The sequence below is a fragment of the Kitasatospora sp. NPDC058243 genome (assembly GCF_042882025.1).
Lineage (GTDB): Bacteria > Actinomycetota > Actinomycetes > Streptomycetales > Streptomycetaceae > Kitasatospora.
Map to the genome: position 1 here is coordinate 40,614 of NZ_JBHVWW010000076.1, position 6,651 is coordinate 47,264.

Below are 6,651 nucleotides of genomic sequence, written 5' to 3' on the forward strand. Positions count from 1 at the left end.
GTCCCTGGACTCCGCGGCCGCCCTCGTCGGTCAGGTCAGGTCTGGTCAGGCCGGATCGGGCTGGGTCAGCCGGCGTGCGGCACGACCTTGACGATCTTCACCATGGCGGGCTTGCCGTTCGGCAGCTCGTAGGTCGCCTCGTCGCCGATCTGCTTGCCGTCGATCGCGCGGCCCAGCGGCGACTGCGGCGAGTAGACGTCCATGGTGTCGGAGCCGGCGACCTCGCGCGAGGCGAGCAGGAACTCCATGGTGTCGTCCTCGTCGCCGTCGAAGGCGACCGTGACGACCATGCCCGGGGCCACCACACCCGAGTCGGCCGGCGCCTCGCCGACCTTGGCGCGCTCCAGCAGCTGGGTCAGCTGGCGGATGCGCAGCTCGTACTTGCCCTGCTCCTCCTTGGCCGCGTGATAGCCGGCGTTCTCCTTGAGGTCCCCCTCCTCGCGCGCCGCCTCGATCTTCTGGGCGATCTCGATGCGCCAGGGCCCGGTCAGGTGATCCAGCTCGGCCTTCAGCTGGTCGTAGCCGGCCTGAGTGAGCCAGGTCACGTTCTCACTGGTCTGGGTCACGGGTGCTCCTCGTAGGTGCTGGGGCTGTGCTGCGGGTGTGAGTCGTCAGCAGGGTTGGTGGTGATATCGGTCGTAACTACAAAGCAACGCCCGCTCCCGTACCATCCGGTGCGGAAGGGGCGAAACCACGAGCCTAACAAGTCCTGCCGACAAGCAGAAGGGTCGTTGGCGCGCCATTGACGTCGGCGTTGCGCCACGGTGTACAGCGAATGCGCCACGGTGTACGGCGGTGGTGCGTGCCGGGCCGGGTGCGGGACTTCCTACGGATGCCCGTTCTCCCGATCGGTTATGCGCCGGTGTCCGGCAGAGTACCGGTGGTGCCCGGCAGAGTACCGGTGAGCGGGGCGCGGTGCCGGTGCGACTCGGCGGGCGGGCCGCCTGCGCAGGCGGCCGGACGGACTCCCTGCGCAGGCGGCCGGGCCCACTCCTTCGCGCTTCTTCGCGGGCCTACCTCTTCGCGGGCCTACCTCTTCGCGGGCTTACTTCTTCGCCGGCGTGCAGCCCAGCAGTTCGGCGGTGGTGCCGCGGGCGGTGGTCCGCAGCGTGACCACGGCGTCGTAGCTGGAGCCGCCGGCCGGCACCGGGAAGTCGGCCACCCCGACCACCGAGCCGTCCGACCCCTGCGAGCGGACCGTGCAGCTGCCGGCCGTCCCGCCGCTCTTGCGCACCGCCAGGTGCAGCTCGACCTCGGAGTCCGAGACCGCCTGGAAGGTCGGCACCGAGCCGTTGATCGTGGTCTCGCGCAGCAGGTAGGAGCCGCCCAGCCAGGCCACCAGGCCCAGGCCCAGCACGCCGCAGACCGCGCCGGCCACCTTCAGGCGGCGGTCCGAATCGCGGTCGCCGCGCCGGCCGTAGCGCCCCTCGGGCAGCTGCGGGGTGGTGGTGCTCGCGTTCATCGGACCCAGTCCTCTCCTGACGGGAGGGGCCGCGCGGGTGGTGCGGGGGAATGCGACGCTCCTCCAGTCCGTCACTATAGGAGGGGCACGCCCGCGGCCGGTCCGGCGGGGGCGGGGCTCGACCGGGCCGGGGTACGTCCGCGGCCGGTCCCGCGGCGACGCGGCCCCGACGTGAGCGGCTCGTACGGTGGGCGGACCGGACTTCGCGGAACGCCCGATATGTGGAAGGAACGCAAGGCGTTGACTGAGCAGTTGCGACTGATGGCGGTGCACGCCCACCCGGACGACGAGTCCAGCAAGGGCGCGGCCACCATGGCCATGTACGTCGAGCAGGGAGTGGACGTGCTCGTGGCCACCTGCACCGGGGGCGAACGCGGGTCGGTTCTCAACCCCAAGCTCCAGGGGGACCCGTACATCGAGGAGAACATCCACGAGGTGCGCCGCAAGGAGATGGACGAGGCCCGGGCGATCCTGGGCGTCAAGCAGGCCTGGCTCGGCTTCGTCGACTCCGGCCTGCCCGAGGGCGACCCGCTGCCCCCGCTGCCCGAGGGCTGCTTCGCCCTGGAGGACGTGAAGGAGGCGGCCGAACCGCTGGTCCGGCTGATCCGGGAGTTCAAGCCGCAGGTCATCACGACCTACGACGAGAACGGCGGCTACCCGCACCCCGACCACATCATGACCCACAAGATCACCATGCTGGCCTTCGACGCCGCCGGCGACCCGGACGCCTACCCGGAGGCCGGCGAGCCCTGGCAGCCGCTGAAGGTCTACTACAACCACGGCTTCCCGATGGGCCGCATCCGCGCCCTGCACCAGTACCTCACCGAGCACGGCCACGACTCGCCGTACGGCGAGTGGATCGCGGGCTGGGAGAAGAGCGGCCGCCAGGAGCGCGAGATCACCACCCGGGTGAGCTGCGGCGACTGGTTCGAGACCCGCGACCGCGCCCTGATCGCCCACGCCACCCAGATCGACCCCGACGGGCCGTGGTTCCGCGTCCCGCTGGACGTCCAGCGCGAGGTCTGGCCCACCGAGGACTACGAACTCGCCCGTACCCTGATCGACGTGGACCTGCCGGAGGACGACCTGTTCGCCGGCCTGCGCACCCCCACCCTGGCCGTCGAGGCCGCCGACACGCGCGACTGAACCACCCCCCGATGGCCCGGCTCCCCGTGAGCCGGGCCACCATAGAGATATGAGCGCCCCCGTGAACCTCGTCAACCTCGCCGCCGACCTCGCCGTCGACGACGCCAAGGTCACCCCCGGACTCCTCGGCTTCGTCGTCTTCGCCGCCCTCGGCGTGGCCACCTGGTTCCTGGCCAAGTCCATGAACCGGCAGTTCAAGAAGGTCGACTTCGCGGAGGAGCCGGAAGCTCCCAAGGAGTAGCGCGCGGGCGCGCGCGGGGCCCGGCTCGCCGCAGCCGGCGTCCCGGCGCCCGGCCCCCGATGCGCGAGGATGGGGGGCATGCCGAACCGTCTCGCGGACGCGACCTCGCCGTACCTGCTGCAGCATGCCGAGAACCCGGTCGACTGGTGGCCCTGGGGGCCGGAGGCGTTCGCCGAGGCTGAGCGGCGGGGGGTGCCGGTGCTGCTCAGCGTCGGGTATGCCGCGTGCCACTGGTGCCAGTGAACTTGTCAACCGAGTAGTGGGTCTGGCGGGAGCTTGCCGGCACCACCTGGCCGAGCCGAGGCCCCATGGCGAGCCACCGACCCGACAAGCAGGAGATGGGCGGATCAGAGTTTCTGCACCCCGAGGTCGGCGAAGAGTTTCCTGGTGGCGGGGTCGACCGAGTAGAGCACCAGGCCGCAGATGGAACGGGTCATCAGTACGCCGTAGGCGTTGCGCAATGCCCTGGTGAGCTCGGTGTCGTCCTTGATCTGTGAAGCCTTGCTCTTCACGTGCTCGCGGTGGGCGACCCAGGCGCCGTCCTCCCACGTGAGATCGGGGCCTATGATCACGCCGCCCCACTCGTACTCGAGCCCCTGGGCCGTGTGCACGCACCCGATCTGCCCGAAGCCTCCGGGGTCGGTCGCCCAGAACTTCCGCTTGGGTATTCCCTGGGTGCTGTGGTTGTCGCCGGCGTTCCAGGGGCGTGCCCAGTCGGGATCGGGGCTGACGTCGGGGAAGGTGCCGGTGTCGTCGGTCCAGCCCCAGCACATTCCGGCGCTCATCCGGGCGCTCACGCCCGCCGGGTCCTTGCTCTGGAGGAAGGACTCCATCTCGGCGGCGCTGTCAGCGTAGTAAAGCTCGAAAGGCTCGGGATCGGTGGCGCCGTCCGGGCGCCACGCGATGGGGTCTCCGGCCGTGAGTCGGCTGACCCAGGTGTCGTAGGTCGAGCTGCCGACAGTTCGGAGCACCCGGTCCAGGCTGATCGGCACGATCTCCACACCGAGGTTCTGGAGCTCGCTCTTGAGTCTCTCAGGAGACCAGACCTCTTCCGCGAAGAGGCGTTGGTCACCGTCGATGAAGAAGACCGGCACGCGAGCGTGGGTGACGACTTCTTCCACCGAGGTCGGTCCTGTCTTCCGCATCCCGAAGGAACCGGTCTTCGGTCGCAGGCTGAGGCGGTGAGCTTCGTCGCAGACGATCAGGTCCAGCTCGTCGGGCCCGAACTTGTCGGCGACCTGCACCAGTGGTCTGAAGACCTTTTGGTAACCTTTGGCGGCCCGCTTGAAGGTGTCGCGAGAGGCGATGCCACCGGAAACGAAGGCAGCAGAGCGCCCGGCTTGCAGCGCTTCTCCCAGCGCTGTGAGCGCAACGAGTGACTTGCCGCTGCCCGCACGTCCCTCGATGACGAATACCTTCTTCACCCCCTGCGACCCGACGGCTGCCGTGGCATCGGCGATAGCCCGGACCGCCCGCAGTTGGTGTTCGACGAGACTGAACCGGGTGTGCCCGTTGATGATCGCCCCGGTCTCGTCGGTCAGAAGGTTGCTCGAGCGTCGGCGTCCGAGTAACTCCTGTGCGGCCTCCGCGCCGGAGTCGGAGCTGAAGTTCGCGGTTAGGAACTTCTCCAGGTCCCCCGGTTGCCGCGCGGTGAACGTGGGGATTCCCGGGCGAGGAGACACCCGGCTGATCCACTGGTGCTCCGGACCCATCAGGTTGTGCAGGTAGGCCGTGCCCACGAGGTTGACGTAGCGGTCGTCGAACATGCTGTGGTGCTTGCGCAGGTCGTCCATGTTGTTGCTGACCTGGACTGCAGGATGCTTGAGGTGCCTCTTGTACTCAGGGAACGGTGCGTAGACCAGATCCCTGGCGCAGCGCCGGCAGAGCGTGGTGTTCCCCTCCGCCCTGCAAGAGGCACAGAGCCCGGCCGTCTCCGACAGGGTTGGACGCTCGATGCTGCCCCACTGCTTGAGCTCGATGACCGCATAGCTGAGCCGTCCCGATGGATGCCGTCCTGCGAGGACGACGTCGATGTGGTTCATCTGGCCGTCGGCGAGGTACTCGATGAACATCCGCACCTGGCCGAGCCCGAGGTTGTCCAGCGTGGTCGCCAGCTCGTAGACGCTCTCACGCCAGGACCTGACATCCGAGGGGCTCGGCTTCTTGTCCTTCGGGTGCGCGGCGGAGTAGCACTCGCTGATCCTCCGGACCAGCTGGTGGCGGTCCCGCACCAGACGTTGCACGGGCCAGAACGCCTCCAGCGGCTTCCAGCCGCCCCCGACCGCCATCCCGTCTACCCCCAGCAGTGAGTGAAAGCTCTTGCGAGCTGAGCCATCTGGAACCTAGCAGAATCGATTCTGCAGCCAGCCTGCGCGTCACTTACTGGTGGCGTCACCGCCACAGAAGAGGCCGGTCGTGGTTGTCGAATGGGTGTTGGTGGATGTGGCCCCGGCTGCCCTGAAGCGGAGCTCGGTGCTTGAACGGCCCCGGCGTGACCAGGCCGCTGTGCAGGACGTACTCCAGTGTGAGCATGAGGTCGGTGTCCGCCTGCTCAGAGGTGTGTCGGCATCGATCCGGCGAGAGAAGGCGTCACGGGTCGTGACCGGGTATCGCGATCCGTCGCCGGTGGGATCAGCGAGACCGGCACGGGGTACCGCCCGCAACAGTGGCCGGGACGTTCTCGCTGCCCGCGTGGTCAGTTTGGTGCGAGCGCGACAGCTGATACCTCCGGCCCTCGGGGGATCGTCCACCCGGCCAATCGTTCCAGAGCCAGGCGGACCGCTCCGATGAGTGTGCGCGGATATCCCGGCGGGACAGAGTACGGATCGTTAAGGGCGAGGTCCCGGATTCTAGTCAGGTACTTCTGGGGCCTCGGTGAGCCTGAGTTCACGGCCGGCGAGGTAACCACAGGCGAGCTCGATGATGAGTGGCCAGTGTTTCATGGTCGTTGACAGGTCGACCGCGTTTTCGAGGATCATCAGCCAGCGCTCGGCGGAAGCGCTCAGGAGAGAGCGCAGACCAGGTCTCCCAGCTGGGCTCTCTCCCCGGCGGGCTGGTCGACGCTGCGCAGCAGGCAATCGTGCACGGTCCGGAATGAGTTGATGAGGTAGGCATCACTTTCGGCGGTGATCCGGAAGACCTGCTCGTAGGAGTCTGCCAAGTGGTGGGCGTAGGCATTGGCGAGACCGGTCTCGCCAATGCCGGACGGCCCGAGGAGGGCGCAGCTCGCGATGGCCTGTCCGTTCTGTGCGTGCTCGAGGGTGCCGCAGACACGAGCGAGACAGCTGAGGCCCTCGTCGGCAGGTTGTAGATCTACATCGCCCAGGTCACGTACTTCTAGGCTCAATGCCAGTGACTTTGGTGTGTCTGTCTCGTTGGTTGTGGTGTGGCGAGGGTGGGGCAGGTCAAGTCGTGTGCGGGTGAGCGGTTGTCGGATCGGATTGCGATCGGGGTGCTGACGCAGGTGTTTCCGCCGGGTCTGGTCGATGAGGTGATCGCTGAGACCGGGCGGGCCGAGCAGCGCAGTCGGTTGTTGCCGGCGCGGGTGGTCGTGTACTTCGTGCTGGCGATGTGCCTGTTCTTCGGGCAGGGCTACGAGGAGGTCGCGCGGCTGCTGGGTGAGGGACTGGGAGAGGGGCGGCGGTCGTGGCGGGTGCCGACGACCGCCGCGATCGGCCGGGCCCGGCGGCGGCTGGGGCCGGAGCCGTTGCGTCTGCTGTTCGCCCGGGTGTGCCGTCCGATGGCCGTGCCCGGGACCGCGGGTGCGTGGTATCGGCGTTGGCGTGTGGTGGCGGTGGACGGC

General features: G+C 68.5%; 7 protein-coding genes and 1 pseudogene. 4 read left to right on the plus strand and 4 right to left on the minus strand.

What is annotated here, in order from left to right; all coding sequences use genetic code 11:
- Positions 1-65: 65 nt before the first annotated feature.
- The gene (gene greA, locus ACFVX9_RS34185) at positions 66-566 is read right to left on the minus strand and encodes a transcription elongation factor GreA (protein ID WP_063348012.1); all 501 of its coding nucleotides are present in this window, start codon (positions 564-566) and stop codon (positions 66-68) included.
- A 479-nt stretch (positions 567-1,045) separates the two neighbouring features.
- Complete coding sequence (locus tag ACFVX9_RS34190) at positions 1,046-1,462, minus strand: DUF4307 domain-containing protein (protein ID WP_063348011.1); 417 nt, start codon at positions 1,460-1,462, stop codon at positions 1,046-1,048.
- Between the two features lie 240 nt (positions 1,463-1,702).
- Between ACFVX9_RS34190 and mca the strand changes: the two genes are divergently transcribed.
- The 3 genes and pseudogenes from mca to ACFVX9_RS34205 all read left to right on the plus strand — a co-directional run.
- Positions 1,703-2,608 (plus strand): mycothiol conjugate amidase Mca, encoded by a 906-nt coding sequence (mca, locus tag ACFVX9_RS34195; protein WP_063351176.1) that lies wholly within the window; start codon positions 1,703-1,705, stop codon positions 2,606-2,608.
- 49 nt (positions 2,609-2,657) lie between these two features.
- A complete protein-coding gene (locus tag ACFVX9_RS34200; RefSeq protein ID WP_063348010.1) occupies positions 2,658-2,849 on the plus strand; it encodes a hypothetical protein in 192 nt (63 codons plus the stop codon).
- A 78-nt stretch (positions 2,850-2,927) separates the two neighbouring features.
- Positions 2,928-3,086 (plus strand): annotated as a pseudogene (locus tag ACFVX9_RS34205) (DUF255 domain-containing protein); the annotation flags it as partial.
- A 110-nt stretch (positions 3,087-3,196) separates the two neighbouring features.
- Here the strand turns inward: ACFVX9_RS34205 and ACFVX9_RS34210 are convergent.
- Positions 3,197-5,137 carry a DNA/RNA helicase domain-containing protein gene (locus ACFVX9_RS34210; protein WP_380487362.1) on the minus strand — a complete coding sequence of 647 codons (1,941 nt, stop codon included), beginning with the start codon at positions 5,135-5,137 and terminating at the stop codon, positions 3,197-3,199.
- Between the two features lie 713 nt (positions 5,138-5,850).
- On the minus strand, positions 5,851-6,009 hold the full coding sequence (locus tag ACFVX9_RS34215; protein WP_380487364.1) for a hypothetical protein: 159 nt from the start codon (positions 6,007-6,009) through the stop codon (positions 5,851-5,853).
- Between the two features lie 234 nt (positions 6,010-6,243).
- Here ACFVX9_RS34215 and ACFVX9_RS34220 point away from each other — a divergent pair.
- Positions 6,244-6,651: transposase domain-containing protein (locus ACFVX9_RS34220; RefSeq protein ID WP_387985569.1), on the plus strand; the 408-nt coding region annotated here is incomplete at its 3' end.